A 22,323-nucleotide genomic window follows, 5' to 3' on the forward strand; every position below is an offset into this window, starting at 1 on the left:
ATTGATTGTTAAGTTAATATGTTATTCTCACGCCAATGCTATATGTTGATGTCAGCGGATATACATCATTGTCTATACCATTAGCGATATCTGTAGTAAATCCGTTATAAGAGAAGAAGTTGAAAGGACGCTCTGCCGTGAAACTTAGCCTCAGACTGGATTTATTGTCGCTTTTCGGAAAAATATTCCGGAAAGTATAACCTAATTGTATATTCTGAACAGTAAATGTATTTGCATTTTCAACAAAGAATGTATTAAACCTGCTGTATGTCCACGTATGTGCTAAAGCTGCACCCGATACATATTTATTTGTGGAGCCTTCGCCTGTCCATCTATTTTTGACTATATCCTGGTCAAAGTTGATATCCGATTGCTTTTGTCTCATGAAACGCTTTTGGTTCAGAATTTTGTGACCGAACTGGCCTTGAAAAGCCATACCGAAATCAAAAGCTTTATAAGAGAATCCGATATTACCTCCAAGGAAGAATTTAGGAAGCGGGGAACCCAATGCTTGCCTATCCTGATCTGTAAGTTTTCCGTCTCCATCGATATCTTTGAATTTAATATCTCCCGGTTCCGGCTTGCTGGCTATATCAGCAAGTGTAGGGTCATTATCTATCTCGGCCTGATTCTGGTATATTCCATCCATTACATAACCGTAATATGCATCTACAACCTCTCCGACCTGCCTTATACGGCTGTAGTCTCCCGTTGTAATGATTCTATCAAGGTCATCCAGTTTTGTGACCTTGTTTTTTAAGGTCGACATGTTCACGCCAACATTGTAAGTAAAATCTTTGCCGATACGGTCTTCCCAATTGAGAGATAATTCAATACCCGAATTCTGTATCTCTCCGTTGTTCATCAACAATGATCCTGCACCTAACTGCAAAGATTTCAAAAATACAGCATCCTTTGTAGTACGCTTATAGTAATCGAATTCTCCAGTCAGACGATTTTTGAGGATAGAGAAATCCAAACCGAAATCCCATTCTTCCACCCTTTCCCATTTCAGAGAAGAGAAGAAAGAAAGACTGGATGTACCTGTATACAATTGTCCATTAAAATATCCTGTTTGTTGTGTAATGGAAGCAAAACCGTCATTGGCCTGCACTTTATCATTCCCTAGTAATCCCCAGCTACCCCGTAGTTTCAGAAAATTAAAAACGTTTTGGTTTTTCATGAAATCTTCTTCTGTAAGTACCCAGCCAAGACCTACTGATGGAAAATACCCCCACATTTCCTGATACTTGTTTGATCCGTCGGCACGCATTGTTGCCGATAATAGGTATCTCCCTTTATAATCGTACATCACACGGCCGAAGAACGAAGCCCCTCTGTATTCCGTTCCGTTATCGTACCAGGTGTCGCTAGCGCTTTTGCTTGGATCTTGTGTAATGATGCCATCGCTATGATACAAATACCAGTATTCGTCTCTTCCTCCGGGGATCCCATCACCTTGCAGACGCAATCTTTCCCAGTGTTCTTTACGCACCGAACTACCTCCCATTACCGTCAGATTATGGGTGTCATTGAATGAATCCCTGTATGTCAGTATATTATCGATAAGCCAGTTGTTGGTGTATTCCGTCGCTTTGGTCAGCAAGCTCTTTATTCTCTGTTGATTTGAGGATACTGTATATTGAGGTAAAAACTGGCGGTTGCGTTGGAAAGCCAGATCCTGGTTGAATGAGGTTCTGAATGTCAGTTTATTCTCAAGGAATGATAATTCCATATACAGTGCAGGCAGTACCTGTGTTATCGCTGCTTTGTCATTATAGTAATCCGCCAATGCTACCGGATTCCAGAAATACTGACCTAAACCGACATCTTGTGTAGATGTATATTTTTTGGGAGTAGCATCCTTATTGTTTTCATCATATACGGGATAGAAGGATGGAGATGTATAAGCATTACCAAAAGCACTCATATTAGCTAGTTTTTGCTCACTGTTGACGACAACAAAACTACCTCCTACTTTCAGCCAATTGGTTATTCCTATATCGACTTTAGATCTAAAGTTTAAACGCTGGTATCCGTTATCGCTATCAAGAATACCTTTTTGGTTGAGGTAACTGATGCCCAATGAATATGAAGTTTTTTCTCCTCCTCCGTTAATACCAACCGAATGGCTATGCATGGGTGCAGTCCTCAGTATTTCGTCATACCAGTCTGTATCTACAGACGGGATTCCATTACTGCCCCCATACCTTGCTATGGATTGCTCGATCGAACTGGTATTGCCTATTTCTTTCATCACAGTAGCATATTGTTCCGAATTTGCCATTTTTACAAGGTTAGATGCTTTCTGTATAGCGAAATAACCATCGTAAGTAATCTGAGGCTTTCTGTTGGTAACACCTTTTTTCGTTGTAACAAGGATTACCCCATTTGCTGCACGAACACCGTAAATGGCCGCTGCTGAGGCGTCTTTCAATATGCTCATATTCTCAATGTCTCCATTATTAAGAAAATCGATATTGTCGAAAAACATACCATCTACTACATACAATGGGCCTTGTTTATCTTCATCATAATTTCCGATACCGCGAATGCGGACTTTAGGAGAACTACCCGGCTGTCCGGTATTTATAACCTGTAGCCCGGGAATTTTTCCTTGCATAGCCTGCATTGGTGAAGCCGTAAGGTGCTTGTTCACTTCTTTTCCGTCAATAGTAGCTATTGGCGATGTCAGGTCTTTCGCTTTTGCAGTACCATACCCGATTACTATAGTCTCTGTAAGCATCGTAGCATTGTCTTGCATTACAATATTCACTACATTCTGGGAGGCTACTGTAATTTCTTGTGAGTGCATTCCGATGTATGTAAATTCAATTACATTACCGTTTTGAACCGGGATAGAATATTTCCCGTCAATATCTGTAACAGTACCAACAGATGCTCCTTGCACCCGAACACTAACACCGATAAGAGGCTCGCCTCCAACGTCTGTTACTGTACCTGTAATCGTTTTTGTTTGCGCATAAATATTAGTTATACTCACTAATAAAAGGCAAGTAAAGGCTAATAAGCTTCTTCGCAAAGGTGAGTTTGAAGCCTTTTTAACAAATGTCTCTTTTAATTTGATTTTCATAGTTTTTAAGCTTTTTATTTAAACATACACTTTTTAAATAAATCTTCTATGAACGGCAGAACAGCAGGGAATCAGCTTTTAATAGTTTCCAATTTTTGCGCAATGACAGCCGGATCCTATCTTGGTAGCCAGGTTCTGTTCGTTTGATATTAGATTTTTGTTAGACGTAAATAATCGTTATAAAATGTCTGTGAAAGTAGGACCGCTATAAGCTTATGTAGTCATTTTAATAGTACCAACAGACTACAAGTACCACTTGAAAAATTTAACTGTTTATTTTAGAGCGGCATATTATTATTCCCAGGCATCCTTTCTGGGGAAAAATTATGTTAAATTTAAAATTGCCGTTTACAGATATAAGACCGATACCAGATATCACAACACCAACCGGGCTATAATAAAGGCCGTCCGGTATATAAGTCTTTTTCTTTGTATTCTAGTTTGAGTTCTGGTTAAAATATTCCAGACTTTTTTTAATATCATCTAGCTGCGAATCGCCGAAGTCTTCATATTCTACAGAGACAAGACCATTGAACCTTTGCCTTTTCAATTCATTCAGGACTTCTTTTACCTGTAAAATTCCGGTGCCCCATGTTGTGTCTCTCATTTTCTCATCAAGGTCTTTTATATGTACTACCTTTATACGGCCGTCAAATTTTTTCAGTGTTTCTACCGGGTCGTTACCGGTTCTTTTCCAATGACCTATATCAGCGCATACACCCATTATCCGGTCACGTCCTTCAAGCGCGTCGAACAATACATCAGGATCAGCATAAACAGAGGGGGCCGGATGGTTATGTATAGCGACCTCTATATTATATTTCAGTGCAAGTTTCTCAACAAAATCAAGATGCTCGAGCTTGGGTTCACACGTTACGGTATGTATTCCCATATCCTTAGAGAAACTGAAGAAGCGTTCCCACTCCTCCGTCGTATCATAGAATGCCACCCCAAATGCATAAAGTGTAATATCCCGTTTCGCAAATTCTTCTTTTAATTGCTTCTTCACATTATCTGCGATGTCAAAATTCAGATAAGCCGTATCTGTGAAATTTTTTCCTAATGTCTGGAAAAAATAAGCTTCGGCATAGTGAAGACCTAGATCCTTTGACCTGTCAAGTGTCTCCATCAATGTAAATTTGTGAAATGTATATGTCTGTATACCCAGCTTCCATTCAGGTTGCTTGGTTTCTTCTTTACAGGCTGTAAAACATAGAATAACGGATAATATCAGTAATTTAAAGCATTTCATAACTATTATATTCAGAAGGTTATAAGATCAAGGTTTTATTTTATACGAGTCGATAAGGTTACTGTTCCGGATAAGGGAGTGCCTGAAATTTTTCACACTCCCTTTTGATTACATTTCCGTTTAAGGCATGGCAGGTAAAGACCAGCCATCTCTGTATGCATGTTTTATATATTCAGAAACAGATGATTGTGCATTTAGTGTTACATATTCTCTGTCAAAGTGAGGATGGCCATCCTTAACCCAGAAACTGTCTTTAGACACAACTTTCAGTTCCTCATTTGCACCTATATTTGTAAACTTCATATTAGGCCCATCCCATTTCAATACTTTATTCAGGCTTTGCAGGCGAATAGCGAGTACACCGAGTAATACCATTTCATTAAATGGCCCTGCATATGCGAAATTACTGGATGTTTCCACCCTGTTTTCAACCGTCTCTTTACATGCTCTCACCCAATCCTGTTCATGAAAGCCATCAAAGTAGCCCGTAGCGCCCGGAACACGACGAAGTGTCTGAGGTACATTCGGAACACGCCCCGATAGTAAGCGAGGGTTAAAACCTCCGCAATCGGTAAGTAATGTATCTTTTGATCCGATAAAAAGGCAACCTCCGAGTCCGTCACGCATAAGATCGGTTCCGTCAGGTAATAAATCCGGACGATGAGGAAATAATCCTCCATCATACCAGTATACTTTTACCTCAGGCATAGCAACTTTAGGCATATTGTCGCGCGCAGGAAATGTAAATTCCACCTGCTCGCTCTGAGGTGGCGATTCGATATTTATCAGAGACGAACTACCTTGTACCTTAGTAGGATAGCCCAGTTTCAACGCCTGATAGATGGGATCCAGCACATGACATGCCATATCTCCGAATGCTCCGGTTCCGAAATCCCACCATCCTCGCCAGTTCCATGGCGTATATACAGGATTATAGGGGCGGAATGGCGCCGGACCGATAAAATTGTCCCAATCCAGGGTTGAAGGAACTTTTACTACTTCTTTGGGACGTTGTAGCCCCTGAGGCCATATAGGGCGATCGGTCCAGGCATGAACTTCGCGGATTTCACCAATCTCTCCATTCCATATCCATTCGCATACTTGGCGTGCGCCATCACCGGAGTTGCCCTGATTTCCCATCTGTGTAGCTACTTTGTATTTTGCAGTCAGACGTGTCAGCAGACGGCTCTCGTATATAGAGTGTGTAAGAGGTTTCTGGCAATATACATGTTTTCCCATAGTAATAGCGGTAGCAGCTATAATGGCATGTGTATGGTCGGGAGTAGAGATCATTACACCATCTGTTTCTTTACCAATCTCGTCAAACATTTTACGCCAGTCTTTGTATCGTTTGGCTTTAGGGAATTCGTCGAAACAGCCTTTTGCATAAGCCCAGTCTACATCGCACAGGCCAATAATATTTTCTGTATTCATTCCTACGAGGTTGGGATGGCCTTTCCCTCCAATACCCACACCCACGATATTCAGTTTGTCACTTGGGGCTTTGTGCCCCAGTCCACTGATTACATTCGATGGGAATATATATAAACCGGCAGCCGCCACGGCCGATTTCTTTAAGAAATTTCTACGAGTAGTCATAATAGGATATCGTTTTTTTAGAGTTCTTTAATCATGATATTTCTATACCATACCTTTGTTCCGTGGTTTTGCAAGGAGATATGTCCTTCGTCAAATTTACCGTAATCCGGAAAATCCGACCACTTGCCACTATTACGAAGTTTAGTCCATTCCTCTGAATACTTAGTGTATTGTACAGTCTCTACTCCGTTAAGTATCTGAGTTACATCATTACCATTCACAACCAGCATCAACTGATTCCACTCGCCCAATGGCTTATACGGCTTTGCCTTAGGTGGATACATGGCATAATTGCCGCCGTTTATTTGCCAGTCTTCCAGTTTGTCGTGCCAGTTTTCGTGGTCGATGACCTGAAACTCAGGACCTGTTTCGTATGCAAACTTATACTTGGGGTCTTCTTTGATCTGGAACAGTACACCGCTGTTTGCCCCTTTTGTCATTTTATATTCCAAAGATAAGGCAAAACTCTTGTATTGCTTATCAGTAATAAGGTCTTGTTCCTCTTGTGCACCTACGCTTTTCATTGTCAGCGTTCCATCTTCAATAGCCCAGCAGTCAGGAACCCCTTCCTGGTTATAACCGTGCCATCCTTTCGCGGTAGTTCCATCAAATAAGAGTTGCCATCCTTTCGTTTTTTCAGTCTCTGTAATAGTATTAGGTGCTGATGTCCGATCTATTTCATTATACAATGCGATCGGATCAGTCACTGTTCTTTCAGAATCAGCAGCTTGCTGTTGCGCTTTTTTGCCATTGCATGCATATAATGATGTGGCAATAAGTACGAGTGAAAAATAAAAAACATTCTTCATAATTATTCTATTCTTAGTTATTCAGTTCATTATGAATAGTGTCCAAACACTACCCTTTATATTACAACCGGCCATTTGAAAGATGACTTCAGAGAAATCCTACGCCCTTCTTTCTGCGACAGTCGGGCAGCTTCTATAATTTCCAGAACATGTAATGCATGTTCTGTATTTATCAACAGATCTTTTCCTGTCGCCATTGATTCGCAGATAACAGAGGCGCCCTCTTCCCAAAGGAAAGTGCCTCGATCTGTAGCGAAACGTTGTGTATTTTCATTGGCTACCGTTGCCATATCTATGGCAAATGGTTTCCAGTCGTAACCAATCATATGCATATTACCTGTAGAACCGACTACTGATATAGTAGGGCGTTCCTGCCCCGTACCCTCATGCCCGTACGGATCGAAATAGTTAAAACCACACTGGATATGAGTAAGTACATTATTTTGATGCTCCATAATAATCATGGCATTATCTTCTGCCACAACCTGAATATGACCTTTATTCCCTGTATTACGGGTAGGGTCTACCACATTGGTCATTGCTACGATGGATCTGGCCGGACCAAACAATCCTGTTAGCGTGGATATATTATATACACCCAAATCCGGCAAACTACCTCCACCTTCTTCAAAGAAGAATGCAGACCAGTTAGGCCCCTGATGACCATAATGCGCATGCGCCGCAGCTATACGCCCCAGTTTTTTTTCATTAATTTGTTTTGCCATAAAGGCAAACTGGGGACTGTTGACAACAGCCGGTGCTCCCCATATACGTACTCCCTGAGCTTTAGCAAGTTTATACAATTCACACCCTTCTTCATAAGTATTCGCCATCGGCTTTTCACTCCATACATTGATGTTTTTCATCAGAGCTATACGGTTCAGGCGTCCATGCTCCTGCATATCGGTAAGGTTGACCAATAAATCAAAAGACACTCCTGCCAACATCTTATCAATGTGGGGATACCAGTTCTTGACATTATATTTTTTAGCAGCTTCTTGCGCCCTCTGTGGTATAATATCACAGACGCTTACAACTTCAGCATAAGGGCATTTTGTTAAATGTGGCAGATACATTCCCGATACACTTCCACATCCGATGACACCGACGCGTATTCTCTTGTCGGCAGAAAGTGCAGGGGTGTCTGTAAACGAGGTAGCAGCCTCAAGGGAAGATGTACCTATGACAGGTGCTGCAACTGCTGCAACTCCAATAGAACTTAAACGTGATAAAAATTGCTTACGGTCCATTCTTTATATTATTTTCAATTATAATTAAATCAGAGCAAATGTGGAAAAATAAAAACAACAGATAATTCAAATTAAAAGACAAAATGCTCTGCGTGTAAGGCAGAATTGATTTTCCATGGTATTCTAAAACAAAAATAGTCAATATCGACAACAAATTAGATAGATTAATTCTGCCAAAAGAATGGATTATTTTTGCTTTTTACGGTCTTTTAGATTGAGGCTAAGATTATTTTATATCAATTTCTCTTTTCTCTTATTTTCTTTTTACCACCTGTAAGATCGTTTATTATAAAAAGATCATGCCATTGTCTTTCGGATAGATAGACTTTTTTGTAATTTCTCCGGATATAAATAAAATTTATCCTCCTATCCGTATCATTAAGCCGGTCTTTTCTCCCATGTCTTTAAGCGGAAGCAAATCTTCTTTTGATAGCATATGCCCGGAAGAATATGTATATTCAATTCCCAATTGTTTGTATTTGTCCTTTCCTAATGTATGGTAAGGTAATAAACTCACTTGTTTTATATTATTTTCTTTTGCCAGATCAAATATTTTCCGGATAGTTTTTTCGTCAAAGTTATATCCGGGAATAATTGGAATCCTGATAATAATTCTATCCGGATCTTGCCGGGCTATAAAACGCATATTAGTCAGTATTGTATCCAAATCAGCCTTCGTTTCTTTTTTCAGCATATAGCTATCTGTGTGCTTAATGTCGAACAGAAACAGGTTGGTCAGCGGAAGAGCCTTTTTTATCTTTTCCATATCAACTTGTCCACAGGTCTCTATGGTTGTATGCAGATTTTCTTCTTTACTCATAATCAGTAATTCCATTAATCCATCGAACTGGACGAAAGGCTCTCCTCCCGAAAATGTTACGCCTCCTCCCGAAGTTTCATAATAGTCCCGGTCACGCAATACCACTTGCATAATTCCGGATGCAGAGACAAATTCACCGGCAAACTTTATGGCATTATAGGCACAGGCTTCGGCACAAGCTTTGTCCGCGACACATTTTTTCCTGTCGAATACGGGGTAGCGTCCTTCCATCCTAATATTGCCATGAACGCATGTTTTTGCACATGTACCGCAACCTGCACACTTATTTTTTATATGCAACAGATGAGACCCGATTATTTGTGATTCGGGATTCGAGCACCATGAACAACGTAACGGACATCCCTGAAGAAAAACGACTGTACGGATTCCCGGACCGTCGTGAATGGCAAAGCGCTCAATCTCCATTATAGATATTCTCTTTTCCATCTTTTACTTATCGTATAAAACACGACTCATCAATTCTTCTTGAATATTAGGCGATAAATCGACAAAAACGGCAGAGAAACCACTTACCCGTACAATCAGATCGGGATATTTTTCCGGATGTTTAATCGCATCCTCCAATATACCCTTGTCTACGACTGTTACCATCAGATGGCATCCTCCTTTGGCGAAGTAGGTCTTGAACAATACTTTTATCAGGTCTCTGTGTTCATTGAACATAGATGGAGAGAATTTGATATTCTGAACAGATCCTCCGTGATACCTGGCATCAAATTTAGCTAACGAATTCAGCATGGCTGTCGGTCCGCTTTTATTTGCTCCCCCCTGTGGGTTATTTGCAGGGTTCATATACATACCGGCCAGCCTCCCGTCGGGAGACGCCCCTGTTCTGTTTCCCCATTCTGTATTTAATTGGTTATTGCTTATTACAATAAGAAAATACTGCATGCCGATTGCAATTCCCCTGTCGCGCACTCCTTTAGCTACAAATTCGTACAGGTCGTTTGCCATAGTGTCGGTAGTATCAAGATCGTTACCATACTTGTCGCAGTCCAAACAATCTTTTCGTATTTGTTCGTATCCTGCAAAATTGGTAAGCATCGCGTCGTTCAGTTGGCGTAAGGTATATTTCTTGCGGTCGAATACCAGATCTTTTATAGCCCACAGCGAATCGGAGGTATTGATATTTCCGTAAGTTTCGTTTGTTCCTCCGAGATAACGGACGCCACCATCCAGTAATGCCTTTCCCCTTTCGATACAATCGTCGGTAAGCAGGCTGGCAAACAAAAAACTAACGTGCCTGTTCATTACTTCATAAGAATGGTACTGTGCCTGAACTGATAAATCCAGATAATAATCGAGGAACTTCTTAAAATCATTATAGAAGTTCTCAAATGTGTTGTATTCCTCCAGTTTTTTGACCTTCATCGAACCTGTTTTTCTTTTACCATCCATAGGGTCGATCCCGTCATTCATAAAGATAGTCAGGATTTTAAGTAGGTTGATACAGATGTTGGGTGTTCCTGTGCTCTGTCCTTGTATTACAAATTCAGTGCAGCCGAAAGGAACGTATTGTTCCGCGGTTTTTTCATCTACTCTCATTCCATAAGTAACAGCAGGAACATTAACTTCATCATTATACAAAGTAGGATATGTCGCGCCGGCTCCTAAAGCATCGAGCGCTTCATTCCATATTTCTTCCGGTGTATCATTATCTACACGCAGTGTAAATTGAGGTTCTACATACTTCGAATTTTTAGCGACTTTCATTGCCAGATGCAGGAATACATCGGCTTCTTTCGGATGCTTACGTCCCTTTCCTCCCACAATAACACGTCCGTTCACTGTCGTCCGACGGTTTTCGATCATTGTCCAAAGCGAATAGATATAGTTGTATGCCTCATCCATAGTCAGGCGTCCGGCCTCGAGGTCTGCTACCAGATACGGGCCAAGGTAATCGTCCAGTCGTCCATAGTTGATAACTCCGGCCAGCATGGCATACAGCCAAAAGAGTTGCATGGCTTCGTGAAATGTCTGAGGACTGTTTTCTTTGATGTTTTCAAGTGCTGTGTGCATCCGTTTCAGCTCATTGTATCTTTGCTTATTACCTGTCGAAGTCATCTGTTGAAGGGCATCTTGCTGAAGAGCTGTCGCACAGTCCACAAAAATATCGAGGCATTGAAGTCCTGCTTTATAAAAGTCATTATGAGGCTGTTTTTTCAGATGCTCCGTCAATATCCTGCGAAGTCCGCCGATCCCGTTATCCAGCAATTTCGGATAGTCGAGCATCATCCCTGACAAACGGGCTGTAGCAATCATCGGATATTCACAGTCTATAAACATACCAACGGTATCTTCTGTAATCACTTCCCGATTATACTGAGTTTTCAGGTCGTGATCCAGCCAATAATTATATAAGGTGTCTACACGGAATTTATCTTTTTCTTCAAGTTTTTTTTGAAAATCGCGCAATTTACGGAATACACAAAAATGCCCGACTCCCCCCAAAGATGTCACCGCTCCGAAACCAATGGGAAGCACATCGAATCTGCCAGCAATCAGATCTGTGTCGGCTATTTTTCGAAACAGGGCGGGATATAGCACCTTCAGGCATTCCACTTCCCGTATTTCTTTTGAGAAGTCAGATTTCTCTTTGTGAACAGCTGTATATCGTTCCATAATTTCCAACTGCCCGGGCAACGACTTCTCACTAGCCAGTTTTTTGCTGATTTCTACATTTTGTACTGTCTCCACATCAAATTTTGCCATAATATCCCGTGATTAATAAATGTATAACCGGTTGTTAATTTGAATTTTAAGCAAAAATAGTAAAGATACAAGTTGTGAACAATGCAGAGAATCGCTCAAAAAGATGGATTATATTTGCATGCAAATATCACAAAACGGCAGTTCGACCGGAAGTTGAAAACGTATGCAATAATACTCCATTCTTTTTATCAATTATATTACATTTTTATTCAATACCGCAATATCTACTTTTGTATTGTGTTAAATCAAACTCTATAATAGTTAACCAAATGAAAATTTCCCAAAAGTATTATTTAGGACTGGATGTCGGCGGAACGAGCTTTGTCGCAGGCGTTGTTGATGAAAACTATAATATTATCGCTAAAGAAAGAGTATCCGCGAAAATAGGAAGCACAGTAGATGAACTTGTTTATAATATGGCCGATGTTAGTAAAATAGCTGTACAAAAAGCAGGTTTGAGCCTCGATGACATATCTTCATGGGGAATCTGTATGCCGAGCAATATCAATCCTAAAACAAATTTACTTGTGCACGCTAATTGCTTCGGATGGAAGAATATACCGATTTACGACTATTTAAAGAAACATATACCGCTTCCTATCTATATAGCAAATGATGCTAACGGAGCTACTTATGGTGAGATCTTAGCCGGTTCTGCCAGTAAATACAGTACTGCTTTGATGCTGACGCTTGGCACAGGTGTAGGTGGGGGAATAATCATCGATAATAAAATATATGCGGGCGCAGATAATATGGGTGCAGAATTAGGACATACCAAGCTTGTATATAATGGGGCGCTGTGCACTTGTGGACAGAAAGGTTGTTTAGAAGCATATTGTTCTGCAACTGCCCTTATAAAAGCAGCAAATGAGGCTGTAAAGGAAGAGCCGTCAAGCCTGATTCTTAGCCTGGCAAAGAACAATGAGAACAACATAAACGGAGAAGTCATATGTAGAGCCGCTATTGACGGAGATCCTCTTGCTGTAAGGTTATTGGATGATTATACGAGTTATCTGGCGGCGGGTATTTCGAGTCTTGTTGTTATTTTTCGTCCCGAAGTGATTATGCTTGGAGGGGGTATTGCCCACGCCGGAGATTTGATCTTAAAGCCGGTAAACGAAAAGCTAAGGATATATACTCACGCCGGGGATGAGATTGGGGTTCCGCCTGTAGTATGCGCTTCGTTAGGAAATGATGCGGGCATCATCGGTGCTGCATTTCTGGAGAAAATCATGTGATTAAGTAAAAGAAAGGTCTCAGACCTTAGACAAATATAATATTATGGATACAAGAAAAAGAGAACTTATCGAATCTTTTAAAGGTGGATTAATCGTGTCGTGTCAGGTTCAGCATGATGATCCGACCTTTTCTATCGATTTTGTTGTGAAAATGGCAAAAGCTGCTCAATGGGGTGGCGCAGTAGGGATCAGGGCTAATTCGCCGGATCAGATCAGGGCTATCAAGAAAGAAGTCGATTTGCCTGTAATCGGACTTTATAAGATATGGCACGATGATACAGACGTATTTATTACTCCGACTCTGGAAGCCGCAAAGCAAGTATGGGAGGCGGGAGCAGAAATAATTGCATTGGATTGTACCGAACAAATAACACACGAGGGCCGGTGCGCCTATGAGTTGCTGCCGATAGTAAAGAAAGAAATACCGGAGGCTATAATATTTGCCGACGTAGCTAATTACAATGAAGCTCTAAGAGCTTTAGAAATGGGAGCAGATATTATAGGACCGACCCTGTATGGCTATACAGCCGACACCAAACATATAGAATATCCCGATCTGAGAGAATTTGCCCGTATGTGCCGTGATTTTAAAGATAAAGCTTATATAATTATGGAAGGTCATATTTATACGCCGGAAGACGCGATGAAGGTGCTGTTTCTCGGTGCTCATTCTGTGGTCGTGGGAAGTGCCATTACTCGTCCTCATCTTATAACCAAACGTTTTGTGGATCTGCTGAGTGGTTATCAGGACAATTGGAGAGACGCTGAAATCAGTAAGCATTAACTATTATTGCGATCGGGGGTTGAACTGATAATCGCAGGGATGAAGCATGTGTAAGCCTGATCTTTTTTATGGAAGTTTTAAATGCAAATTATATAGCAGAAAGTTTTCCGGCGAAAATAATCGGCTCTTCGAAATTGAATAATACTTCGGACTTTCAGTACAACCCTAAAAAAATATGAATAAAGAGTTATATGGATAAATTTTATTTTTATTTTTATAGTGTCGCTCTAATAAATAGTCTATGATCAAAATAAAGCATGGTTTCACAGGACAAAGACTTGTTGTATATCCTTTTTTTGTGGTGGAAGAAGCTTTAAATAATCCCTTAACGTCTGATCTGGTTGTACATTCTATGGGTTATTTTCCAAAAGCTGAGAATCATTTTATATCCAGAGAGTCCGGGTGTGGAGAGTATATACTTATTTATTGCACCAAAGGTGAAGGTTGGTTCATATTAAATGGGGAAAAACATATAGTGCCGGAAAATCATTTTTTTGTACTTCCTGCCGAGACACCTCATCAATATGGTTCAAGTAAGGATAATCCGTGGTTTATCTACTGGGTACATTTTAAAGGGAAGAAATCTGAAACTATCTGTGAAAAATTACAAGGTGTTTTGCCTATTGGTATAGAAGGTAATTCCAGGATAAATGACCGCATCAGCTATTTCGATGAACTTTTAAATGTGATGGAAAGTGAAATTACAGAAAGTACTATAGTTTATATCAATCTGGGTTTTAATCATTTGATCAGCACCTTTCTATATGTTCCGATTTATAGGCTGGCTAAATATTCAAATACCAAAGCCGAGAAAACTTTCTTTATCAGTTTGGCAACCCACTATATGTATGAAAATATAGAAAATAAATTGACATTAAAAGATCTGGCAACGTATTTTGGCTATTCAGAATCTTATTTTTATCGTCTTTTTTTTAAGGAAATTCAATATGCCCCGGTGGAGTATTTTAATCAGTTGAAAATACAAAGGGCTTGCCAGTTGTTAAAAAGTACGAACATGAAAATTAGCCAGATAGCCTTAAAGCTGGCATTTGATGATCCTTATTATTTTAGCCGTATTTTTAAAAAGACAGTAGGACAGTCTCCCAAAGCTTATCGGCAATCGGATTATGAGTGGAATTCAAAATTGCTGCCAATCAGGTAGTACACAATACCTAACAATTGTAATATTAACAACATTACTATTCATCACGCGTGAATTAAACTCTCCTGATTCGATTAAATCAAATTCTTATAAGGATGTGGATAATCATTGCCCATTGTCTTTTTATACTCTGTAATAAATGTCTGATACCTGATCCGAGCTTCATCATTCATCTTTAGCTTCTGCAAAGCTTTGGTTTGGTAGATCAGCGCTTCATCATTGAATGGATCTATAGAAAATAAGACATCTGCAAGATCAATCGTTGTCTGATAGGCCTCTGATATGAAACTTTTTTCTATCTCTTTCAATAATACAGGTTCTAGCCTTTGTTCCATCTCTACCTTAAGAGGGTCAAAGAGTGCTTCATCAGAAGATTTCAAGAACTTTCCCCGTGTTAATATCGCTATCAGTTCTTCCCGATTCTCATCTATTTTATTTGTTGAAATGATATCGATACATCTTACAAAATCACAATAGCATTCCGACTCCAGTATGATTTTGAAAAAGCCTTTATCATGGACGAATTCGATGCCGTCAAGTTCTCCCAGAACTTTGCGTAAATGATTTATAGTCACATTTCTGGAGTTTTTAACCTTATCCTTAGGTCTGTCGGGCCATAATATATTGCTGAGTCGCTGTGATGTAATACCACCCTCCATACTGTATTCCAGAATAAGGCAAAACATCTGTTTCAGCCGTACAGAAAACATGTAAGTTATATCCTTACCCGATCTGTCCCGTACTGTAAAATCACCGAAAAGATAAATCGAATTAGGCCGAAGGACGGTCTGTCCTGCTTTCTTGTTGTTGGGTTGGTGTTTTATATTGTGTACTTTTTTATAAGATTTTCGCTTAAAAAAGAGAATTGTAACAGTTGTAATGATTACACAGGAAATAACTATCACCAGTATAGCACTCTTTTCACTGGAATGCTCATAGCTGACCAGATCTTCGGCTGTTATGGGCGGAAATGCAAGGGAGTAAACCTTCAGGTCGGAAACAATATCATCATCAAATTCCTGAACAATGGCATACAGACAATTGAGTTGTTTGTCATAATACAGATTGGCATTTGTAGTAATACGATCTGAATGTATAGGAATTGAATTTCCGAGGATTTTATAACTCCCGTCTTTTAATGAGAACTGGTAAAGCCTGAGGTATGAGTCGGAAAAATGTTCCGGATAGCATAAAGTATAAAAGCAGGAGTCATTGAGTATTACCATTCCCCTCACAGGAACCACATTGTCTTCGGTCCATGGTATTTCCCAGCGCTTTGTAACCTGTCTTGTTGTCAGGTTAATCTCATGCAGATCATAGAAATATTTTCGTCCTACAACTTGTTCTCCGGATTCATTACCCATACCTCCGAATATGTATATGGAATTTGTTTTCTCCAGATATCCAAGAGATGAAAAATATCGAGGGAAAATGGTATCTCCCTTAAAATCTTCAAGTATTTCCCACTTTTTAGAATTTAAATCGAAAGAATAAAAATTTTTATTATAATGCATATTACCGAATCCCCCGAATATTGTATACCGGGAAGTGGATGGATCAAAATAAGAATCATGATGATGTAGCTGGGATAGAAGTTCATCGGTAGATTCTGTTTCCCAGTCTTCAAGATGGGTCAAATCGATACTCGCCATGGTTACCTCCTCCGGTACTCTCTCATTATAAACCTCATATGCGTATAGCCTGTTGTTTTCTGTATTAATAAAATTAGTACCTAAGGCTAGCCGTACAGGGCATTTATTACTAAAAACCCTCATACTTGTTTTTCTTGATCTGACATTATATATATAAATCGAATCCCGGTTAAAATAATATATTTCTTTCCTTTCCGGATTGTAATTTGCCCCGGCTACAGTTTTAGATTTAAATGAGGCTAAAAATGACCAGTGGTACGAATCGTTAATCAGCCATCTTGGATTAGAAACGTCACCTAAAGCATTACCATTCAAATCATGAACAATATTACCTTCGCTCTCCTTTAATGGAAAAGAATACATTTCCTGATTTCCCGCGGACAGATCTTTAATAGCAAAAGAGGGTACATCAATAATGTGGTCACTCTTACCAAAAACAATGACAGGATAATACTTGTCAGGAAGATTTGCATTCCCTACACCGAATGTATGATTGTGGATGGTAAGCTTGATAGAATCATTTTTCAGGTCGAATGATATTTTCATTTTAAACCAGTGAACATTGAGAAGTTCATCCATGTCTATCTCGGCAGTGATGAGGCTACTCTTTCCTTCTTCATTAAATTTGAAGATATGATTTTGCCCCTGACCGTCATAAAACAGATTATAGATTTTATTGCTGTTCTTATTCTTAATCCGTATAATATATCCTATTTGTGTGTCCGGGTAAAGAGACAGATTACACTCAATATTGAAATATTGTGAGAATTCGACATCTTTATTGCTAAAGACATTATAGGATGTCCGCTTATCTATTGGTACTTCTCCGCCGTTAAATTTTAGCCCTTGTGAAAATGATTCAGGCGAAACTAAATAACCTAAAATGAGGAATATATAACACAGATATTTGCAAAGAGAAGTTTTTGCGACTGCTAATGTTTTTATCATGGCTATGTAATAACTGAAATCAGAAATTGATTTTGACGATAAAGATATTAAAAATCCTTTAAACCAAAAAAATGCTGGGGTAAACGTACGAAAAGAGACTCTACATTCATAATTTATTACCCTTTACTATTTTTACATTTATTAACCGAATACTGTTAAAAAGTAACAAACGTAACAACTTTTGCAGTGAACAGTAGCAGTCATCAGTTAACAACTTGTATCTTGTATCTCATATAACATTCAACTTGTTAAAAAGTAACAAAGGTAACAACCTTTACAGTGAACGGTCAACAGTTAGCAGTCAACAACTCTTAAAATGTAAAAACTTTATGCCTTAGCGTCTTAGCGTGAAACAAAACAGGGCGCCAGCCAACCCGTAACTTGTAACTGCCCGCAGGGCGCAGTAACTCGTAACTTTCAAAAAAAGGTAACACATGTAACACTTTTTTTAGCTTTTTACATGTGTCTCTTTTTAGTTTTTCACTCTTCTTTCTTTCCCCCTCCAAGGTCCAGGGGGCCTGTTCAATCTTTCAAAGAACTATAAGTTAATACTAACAGCTATAAGCTATATACATAGATAAAGTATTTTCCAAAAGATTAAATTTCGTGCATTTACCCTAAAACGAAACTTGGCTTCTACAAATAAAAAGCATAAAATAGGCAGGTTAATGATTTTTTATGACTAATAATCCTCTTTTAACCCAAAATTTAACCCTTTAACTATAATATTTGATATAGAATACTATGTCGTTGACTTCGGCTGATTCTAAACTGAAAACTAAAGCATAAAGCATATTGTGTCTAGTACTTTACTTTTTAATCAACTCCTTATATTAAGTGAATAACATGAAACTAGTGAAAATTTTGAGAGTTTTTATGTTTATTGTCTTGCTTGGTACTATAACAAGTTCCTGTTTAGCAATGACAGCTGCATGTAGTGATAATCCTGAAGTCGATAATGACGGAGGCGGTAATAATTCCGGAATTATCCGGTCAGACCACCTTGCGGAGCAAAACATCCTCCGGTCGATGCAGCTGGTAGACAGTGCAGTGTCTTATCACTTTAAGGGGGAAGGCATGGCAATGTCGAGATATTATAATCCTTATACAAATTCGAATGTAAATAAGGATGGAACAGATGAAAAAGGCAGTGTATGGATGTATACAAGCTCTATCGAGGCCGTGAATGCAATTTTGCATGGACTGAAAGCCCATAAGGAGAACGGCAGGGCAGAACTGTACGACAAGCATTTTAACCGTTATACGGCCTTGTTGGCTAAACTATATGATAATATAGCATATTACAAGGGTACGTTCCGTCTGACCTCATATACTCAAACGAAAGACTGGTCCGTATATGGAGTAGACAGGGGAAATGCTAAAGGAACGGCACAGGTGGACGGTATCTATAATGTATATGACGATCAGCAATGGTTAATGAGGGAACTGATCGAAGCCTATAGGCTGACGGGAACCTATACTTACCTGACAGAAGCGGAATATCTGGCCGAATATGTATTGGATGGTTGGGATTGTGTCCTCGATACCAATGGAAAAGAGTACGGAGGTATTCCATGGGGACCGGGCTATGTAACAAAGCATTCATGTAGCAATGGGCCTGTAGTAAGTCCGCTGGTATGGTTGCACGAACTGTATAAAGGTAAGAATGATGAAATTTCTTATAAATATATAGCAACTGACGGCAGCCGCAAAACCGCTACACTAAAGAAAAGCGACTATTACTTAAAATTTGCAAAGGCTGTTTATGCATGGCAAAAGACCAATTTGCTACGCGAGGATGGAGTATATCACGACATGATGGGTGGCTGTGATCCTGACTGCAATGTAGCATATGAAACCGTAAATGGCATGACATACCGCAAGCATACCAACCTGCGCGATCGTGTGGGAGCTGCCTATTCATACAATTGCGGCTCCATGCTTTCCGGTGCAGCCGACTTGTATCGTGCAACAGGAGAAAATACATATGTGGAAGATGCTAAAAAATTATCGGATGCCAGTTTCAAATATTTTGCTAAACAGGGAGTAAATAAGCCCGGGTATTATACATATGATATAATAGGTTTCAACAACTGGTTTAATGGAGTGCTGATGCGTGCATATGTCGATGTATATCCTTCATACAATAATGCGTCTGCATACGTCGATAGTTTCCAGAAGAACTTGGATTACGGGTATGAAAACTTCTTCTATAAAGGATTTCTTCCTCCTGATTTATTAGCAGGGTGGACCCGTGAAAATGGCAATAACAGGGTGGAAGGTATGTTTACCTTTGCTTTTGCTGCCGAATACGCTACCCTGGCACGGTACGAATTGGAAAAAAATAACTAATTCAGAAAATATTGTAGTAATTTTATTGATTACTAACTTTAAAAAATAAAGAATATTTCCTACCCCTCTTTTTTTGAGATTTGTATCGATTCGGAACAACAATTAAGAATAAATTTGGATATAGCTATGAAAAAGAATGTATTGATCTTATTCCTTTTTGGTCTCACTCTTCTACCGAAAGCCCAGATCAAAGACAATGTTAAAACTACATTCCAGACTTCACGCGAGTGGAGGCCGACAATAGATAACAGGGCAGATGCCGTTATGGTATATGGAGTAGGTGGAAATCCTTCCGACAAATCAAAAAGGATACCCTTCGAAGAGCGTGTGCAGTCTTGGCGTGATAAGGGTTATATAGTACACTTCATGACAGGGATAGCATGGGGTGAATATCAGGAATACTTTACCGGCCGGTGGGATGGAAAAATGCATCTGGACGAAGGGCAGGTACAACAAAATGGTGATACAATATGGCACGGGCATATGGTACCTTATATTGTTCCCACTGAAAATTATTTAAAATACATAAAAGAGAAACATGTGAAGCGGGTCATTGATGCCGGTATCGACGCCATCTTTATGGAAGAACCCGAATTCTGGGCTCGTGCAGGTTATAGTGAAGCCTTTAAGCGGGAATGGAAGAGTTACTATGGCTTTGATTGGAGGCCGCAACATGAGTCTCCCGAAAATACTTATTTATCCAGTAAACTGAAGTACCAATTATATTATAATGCTTTGAAAGAAGTATTTACATATGCCAAAGAATATGGTAAGAGTAAAGGAATGGATGTGAAGTGCTATGTACCTACACATTCGCTTGTTAATTATTCGCAATGGATGATTGTCAGTCCCGAAGCCAGTTTGGCCTCTCTGTCGTGTGTCGACGGTTATATAGCGCAGGTATGGACGGGTACGTCACGCGAACCAAACTATTATAACGGTAAGGCAAAAGAAAGGGTATTCGAAACAGCTTTTCTGGAATACGGATCAATGGAATCCATGACAGCCCCCACAGGACGTAAAATGTTTTTCCTGACCGATCCCATTGAAGACTGGCCGAGAGACTGGGCAGACTATAAAAAGAACTATCAGGCAACCTTTACGGCACAATTATTATATCCCAATATAGCGGATTATGAAATAATGCCTTGGCCCGAGCGCATTTATGAAGGACTTTACAGGACTAGCCCGGATAGTGACCGGCGGGAAAGAATACCGAGACATTATTCTACCCAGATGCAGGTGATGATAAACTCTTTGAATCATATGCCTTTGTCGGACAACAAGGTAACAGGATCTGCCGGAATAAGTTTATTGATGGCTAATTCGCTGATGTTTCAGCGGTTTCCTACACATGTAGGGTATGAAGATCCTCAGTTGTCGAACTTCTATGGGCAGGCTTTACCGTTCCTGAAACGGGGAGTACCTGTGAAAACAGTTCATATTGAAAATTTAGGCTATAAAGAGGCCTTGGCCGATACCAAGGTATTACTTATGACTTATTCGAATATGAAACCTTTGTCGCCGGAAGCTCATACGCATATTGCCCAATGGGTAAAAGACGGTGGTGTACTGATATATAGCGGCCTCGACAGCGATCCGTTCCAGACTGTACTGGAATGGTGGAACACAGGGGGCAATAACTATGCGGCTCCTTCCGGCCATTTGTTTGAGCAGATGAACATTGCAACGTCGCCTAAAGAAGGAGAATATAGCTACGGAAAAGGAGCTGTATATATTATCAGGACTGATCCGAAGAATTTTGTGTTGGAAAATGATAACGACAAGCAGCTGATTGATGTTGTGAGAAGAATGTATGAACAGAAGGCGAAAGCGGGCAAGTTGCTTTTCAAAAATAATTTTTATCTTCAAAGAGGAGTTTATGACCTGGTTGCCGTTCTGGACGAGAGTATTGGTAACGAGCCGTATCAGATAAAGGGGACTCTTATAGACCTCTTTGACCCTAAATTACCCGTATATAAATCTAAGATTATACAGCCCGGCGAGCAGGCATTCTTCTTAAATATAGACAGAGTACCGGATAAACAAAGACCGCAGGTCCTTGCCGCAGCATCCAGGGTTTATGAAGAAAGAATGGAAAAGAATTCTTATTCGTTTGTAGCAAAGAGTCCTGTTAATACTACAAATATATCGAGGATTTTACTTCCCCGAAATCCGGTGAGCGTGCGGGTTGAAGGTAAAGAAGAATTGGTTACCGGTGCCTGGGATCAGCAGTCCAAAACTTATTTGCTGGAATTTGAGAATAATCCTGAAGGTGTATCAGTGAATATAAAATGGTAACCTATATACATACGCAGGGAAAGTTAAAAAAAAGTACGTTGTTCTATCGGAAATAAGGAAAGATAGACAGAACAAATAATAATGAGCAGGATATATTTTACTTTGCCGTCCGTTAGCTAAGGGTGGCAGAGTAAAATATATTCTGCTTTAATAGTAAAAGCCAGATTAATATTATCAGGAACGGTTTCGCTTAAATATTAGCGGGAAAATAAATTACAATAACTTTAAATTCTTATTTTTGCAGGCAAACAATTTCAGATTTAGAATATTATGGAAGAAACGACAGTTAAGAGAAACAGTCATGGTGTGAATCTGTAAATATTTACTTA

General features: G+C 39.6%; 13 protein-coding genes. 5 read left to right on the forward strand and 8 right to left on the reverse strand.

From position 1 onward, the window contains the following. Window positions 1-13: 13 nt before the first annotated feature. The 7 genes from B3317_RS14585 to B3317_RS14615 form a co-directional block, all read right to left on the reverse strand. A complete protein-coding gene (locus B3317_RS14585) occupies window positions 14-3,094 on the reverse strand; it encodes a SusC/RagA family TonB-linked outer membrane protein (protein WP_291112899.1) in 3,081 nt (1,026 codons plus the stop codon). A gap of 436 nt (window positions 3,095-3,530) precedes the next feature. Then, the gene (locus B3317_RS14590) at window positions 3,531-4,346 is read right to left on the reverse strand and encodes a sugar phosphate isomerase/epimerase family protein (RefSeq protein WP_291112901.1); all 816 of its coding nucleotides are present in this window, start codon (window positions 4,344-4,346) and stop codon (window positions 3,531-3,533) included. A gap of 120 nt (window positions 4,347-4,466) precedes the next feature. After that, window positions 4,467-5,945: a Gfo/Idh/MocA family protein gene (locus B3317_RS14595; RefSeq protein ID WP_291112903.1), complete on the reverse strand. Its 1,479-nt coding sequence runs from the start codon at window positions 5,943-5,945 to the stop codon at window positions 4,467-4,469. Between the two features lie 17 nt (window positions 5,946-5,962). Beyond that, window positions 5,963-6,754, reverse strand: coding sequence for a 3-keto-disaccharide hydrolase (locus tag B3317_RS14600; RefSeq protein ID WP_291112905.1), 792 nt, complete (start codon window positions 6,752-6,754; stop codon window positions 5,963-5,965). 56 nt (window positions 6,755-6,810) lie between these two features. After that, window positions 6,811-8,004, reverse strand: a complete 1,194-nt coding sequence (locus B3317_RS14605) for a Gfo/Idh/MocA family protein (protein WP_291112907.1) — start codon at window positions 8,002-8,004, stop codon at window positions 6,811-6,813. Between the two features lie 358 nt (window positions 8,005-8,362). After that, entirely contained in the window at window positions 8,363-9,271 is a 909-nt protein-coding gene (locus B3317_RS14610) for a glycyl-radical enzyme activating protein (RefSeq protein ID WP_291112909.1), read from the reverse strand. Window positions 9,272-9,274: 3 nt separating this feature from the next. Beyond that, window positions 9,275-11,557 (reverse strand): pyruvate formate lyase family protein, encoded by a 2,283-nt coding sequence (locus B3317_RS14615; protein ID WP_291112912.1) that lies wholly within the window; start codon window positions 11,555-11,557, stop codon window positions 9,275-9,277. A gap of 269 nt (window positions 11,558-11,826) precedes the next feature. Here B3317_RS14615 and B3317_RS14620 point away from each other — a divergent pair, with 269 nt between their 5' ends. The 3 genes from B3317_RS14620 (at window position 11,827) to B3317_RS14630 (ending at window position 14,741) form a co-directional block, all read left to right on the forward strand. Next, window positions 11,827-12,795 carry an ROK family protein gene (locus B3317_RS14620; RefSeq protein WP_291112914.1) on the forward strand — a complete coding sequence of 323 codons (969 nt, stop codon included), beginning with the start codon at window positions 11,827-11,829 and terminating at the stop codon, window positions 12,793-12,795. A gap of 43 nt (window positions 12,796-12,838) precedes the next feature. Beyond that, window positions 12,839-13,579, forward strand: a complete 741-nt coding sequence (locus B3317_RS14625) for an N-acetylmannosamine-6-phosphate 2-epimerase (RefSeq protein WP_291112916.1) — start codon at window positions 12,839-12,841, stop codon at window positions 13,577-13,579. A gap of 241 nt (window positions 13,580-13,820) precedes the next feature. Then, complete coding sequence (locus B3317_RS14630; RefSeq protein WP_291112918.1) at window positions 13,821-14,741, forward strand: AraC family transcriptional regulator; 921 nt, start codon at window positions 13,821-13,823, stop codon at window positions 14,739-14,741. Window positions 14,742-14,815: 74 nt separating this feature from the next. On the opposite strand, the gene B3317_RS14635 is transcribed toward B3317_RS14630, so the two are convergent. Beyond that, window positions 14,816-17,341 (reverse strand): Kelch repeat-containing protein, encoded by a 2,526-nt coding sequence (locus tag B3317_RS14635; RefSeq protein WP_291112920.1) that lies wholly within the window; start codon window positions 17,339-17,341, stop codon window positions 14,816-14,818. Window positions 17,342-18,217: 876 nt separating this feature from the next. Here B3317_RS14635 and B3317_RS14640 point away from each other — a divergent pair. Together B3317_RS14640 and B3317_RS14645 are read left to right on the forward strand one after the other, a co-directional pair. After that, complete coding sequence (locus tag B3317_RS14640) at window positions 18,218-19,693, forward strand: glycoside hydrolase family 76 protein (protein ID WP_291112956.1); 1,476 nt, start codon at window positions 18,218-18,220, stop codon at window positions 19,691-19,693. A 126-nt stretch (window positions 19,694-19,819) separates the two neighbouring features. Next, window positions 19,820-21,994, forward strand: coding sequence for a hypothetical protein (locus B3317_RS14645; RefSeq protein ID WP_291112922.1), 2,175 nt, complete (start codon window positions 19,820-19,822; stop codon window positions 21,992-21,994). Window positions 21,995-22,323 lie beyond the last annotated feature (329 nt).

Source organism: Dysgonomonas sp. UBA7710 (assembly GCF_002482385.1).
Lineage (GTDB): Bacteria > Bacteroidota > Bacteroidia > Bacteroidales > Dysgonomonadaceae > Dysgonomonas.

Bases quoted from the DNA above. Each gene is read 5' to 3' on its own strand.
- B3317_RS14620 (WP_291112914.1), top strand. From the start codon at position 11,827: ATGAAAATTTCCCAAAAGTATTATTTAGGACTGGATGTCGGCGGAACG.
- B3317_RS14615 (WP_291112912.1), bottom strand. From the start codon at position 11,557: ATGGCAAAATTTGATGTGGAGACAGTACAAAATGTAGAAATCAGCAAA.
- B3317_RS14610 (WP_291112909.1), bottom strand. From the start codon at position 9,271: ATGGAAAAGAGAATATCTATAATGGAGATTGAGCGCTTTGCCATTCAC.
- B3317_RS14635 (WP_291112920.1), bottom strand. From the start codon at position 17,341: ATGATAAAAACATTAGCAGTCGCAAAAACTTCTCTTTGCAAATATCTG.
- B3317_RS14645 (WP_291112922.1), top strand. From the start codon at position 19,820: ATGAAAAAGAATGTATTGATCTTATTCCTTTTTGGTCTCACTCTTCTA.
- B3317_RS14595 (WP_291112903.1), bottom strand. From the start codon at position 5,945: ATGACTACTCGTAGAAATTTCTTAAAGAAATCGGCCGTGGCGGCTGCC.
- B3317_RS14600 (WP_291112905.1), bottom strand. From the start codon at position 6,754: ATGAAGAATGTTTTTTATTTTTCACTCGTACTTATTGCCACATCATTA.
- B3317_RS14590 (WP_291112901.1), bottom strand. From the start codon at position 4,346: ATGAAATGCTTTAAATTACTGATATTATCCGTTATTCTATGTTTTACA.
- B3317_RS14605 (WP_291112907.1), bottom strand. From the start codon at position 8,004: ATGGACCGTAAGCAATTTTTATCACGTTTAAGTTCTATTGGAGTTGCA.
- B3317_RS14640 (WP_291112956.1), top strand. From the start codon at position 18,218: ATGTTTATTGTCTTGCTTGGTACTATAACAAGTTCCTGTTTAGCAATG.
- B3317_RS14585 (WP_291112899.1), bottom strand. From the start codon at position 3,094: ATGAAAATCAAATTAAAAGAGACATTTGTTAAAAAGGCTTCAAACTCA.
- B3317_RS14625 (WP_291112916.1), top strand. From the start codon at position 12,839: ATGGATACAAGAAAAAGAGAACTTATCGAATCTTTTAAAGGTGGATTA.
- B3317_RS14630 (WP_291112918.1), top strand. From the start codon at position 13,821: ATGATCAAAATAAAGCATGGTTTCACAGGACAAAGACTTGTTGTATAT.